The 1,606-nt window shown below is 72.4% G+C and carries 2 protein-coding genes; one reads left to right on the top strand and one right to left on the bottom strand.

The features are described from left to right. Nucleotides 1-637, bottom strand: a 637-nt coding sequence (gene cofE / locus WBP48_RS17540) for a coenzyme F420-0:L-glutamate ligase (protein WP_424442022.1), incomplete at its 3' end; no start/stop codon positions are given. A gap of 195 nt (nucleotides 638-832) precedes the next feature. Here cofE and cofD point away from each other — a divergent pair. Then, nucleotides 833-1,606, top strand: a 774-nt coding sequence (gene cofD / locus WBP48_RS17535) for a 2-phospho-L-lactate transferase (protein WP_424442021.1), incomplete at its 3' end; no start/stop codon positions are given.

Below are 1,606 nucleotides of genomic sequence, written 5' to 3'. Positions count from 1 at the left end.
GGTCGGCGCGGCCGGTCACGACGGCGACGGGGCATCCGCTTGCCTTGCGCTTGACGAGGTCGGATGCCGCCGCGAGCTCGTCCGCGACGCATGGGCGCGTGACGCGGAGCACCTTGCCCGCGGCATCCTGCTGCCCGCCGAGCTCCTCGAAGACGTGGACGCCCGCGGCGCCGATCGCGCAGTCGGTCTGGCCGTCGCGCCAGGCCCGCCCGAGCGTGTCGGAGACGATGACGCCGACACGTGCTCCCGTCCGCTCGCGAAGTCCCGCCGCGAGCGCCCGCGCGGAAGCGTCGGGGTCTTCGGGCAGCAGCAGGATCATCCCCTCGGGCACGTTGCTCGCGTCGACGCCCGCAGCGGCCGCGACGATGCCGAGGCGGCTCTCCACGATCCGCACCGATCCGGTCGCGTCCTCCGCGACGACGCGCACGCTCTCCCGCTCGATCGCGGCCGCGCGCTCGGACTCGGGCGCGAATCGGCCTTCGGCCTTCGAGACGATCTTCGAGGTCACGACGAGGATGTCGCCGTCGCGCAGCGTCCCGTCCGCCGCCGTTGTGATCAGGTCGACGAGGTCGTCGCCGCTCGAGATCTCCGGGATGCCGTGCAGCGCCCGGATCTGCAGCGTGGCCGCCGGTGTCATCGAGCCTCCTCCCCGTGCATGTCTGCCACACGACCATACGAGACGACACGAGAGTCCGGTGCCACCCACCCCGTCGCGAGCCGTTATGTTCCGCCCCGGCCGACAACATTCGCCCGGGCGAAACATAGCGGCTCGGGCGGAACGTAGCGGCTCGCGGGGGAAGCGTGACCGGGAGCAGCGCATACGCTGGGGAGCATGACCACACCCGGCCCAGTCACTCCGAGAGTCGTGCTGCTCGCGGGCGGCGTGGGGGGGTCGACCTTCGCCGTCGGGCTCCGAGACGAGTTGCTCGAGCGCGGCGGCGAGCTGACCGTCGTCTGCAACACGGGCGACGACCTGTGGCTCAGCGGCGTCCGCCTGCAGCCCGACGTCGACTCGATGCTCTACGGCCTGGCCGGCGTCAAGGACACGACAAAGGGCTGGGGTCGCGCGGGTGACTCCACCCGCGTCTCCGCCGAACTGCGCGCGTGGGGCGTCGGGTGGGACTGGTTCGAGCTCGGCGACCTCGACCTCGGCGCGCACCTGGCCCGCACCTCGTGGCTGCGCGACGGAGCGACCGTCACCGAGGCCGTCGCGCGACTGCAGCGCCGTTGGGAGCTCGGCGCGACCCTGTTGCCGATGACGGATGCCGAGGTCGACACCCATGTCGTCATCGACGGTCGATATATGCACTTTCAGGAATGGTGGACGCGCCACCGCGCTCGGCTCGAGCCGGAGCGCTTCGAGAACCCCGGCATCGCAGGCGCCGCACCCGCGGCCGGCGTGCGGGAAGCGATCGCGGGAGCGGATGCCGTGATCCTCGCGCCATCGAACCCGATCGTCTCGATCGGCCCGATCCTCACTGTCCCCGGCATCCGCGATGCCGTCGCCCACGCACCGGGCCGGGTCGTCGGCGTCTCGCCCATCATCGCCGGGGCGCCGGTGCGGGGGATGGCCGACGTGTGCCTGCGGGTGGCCGGCGTCGCCTGC

It is taken from the genome of Microbacterium sp. (genome assembly GCF_049661145.1).
Taxonomy (GTDB): Bacteria; Actinomycetota; Actinomycetes; order Actinomycetales; family Microbacteriaceae; genus Microbacterium.
Note: the sequence above shows the minus strand (reverse complement) of the source record. Positions and strands in the feature narration are given on the sequence as shown.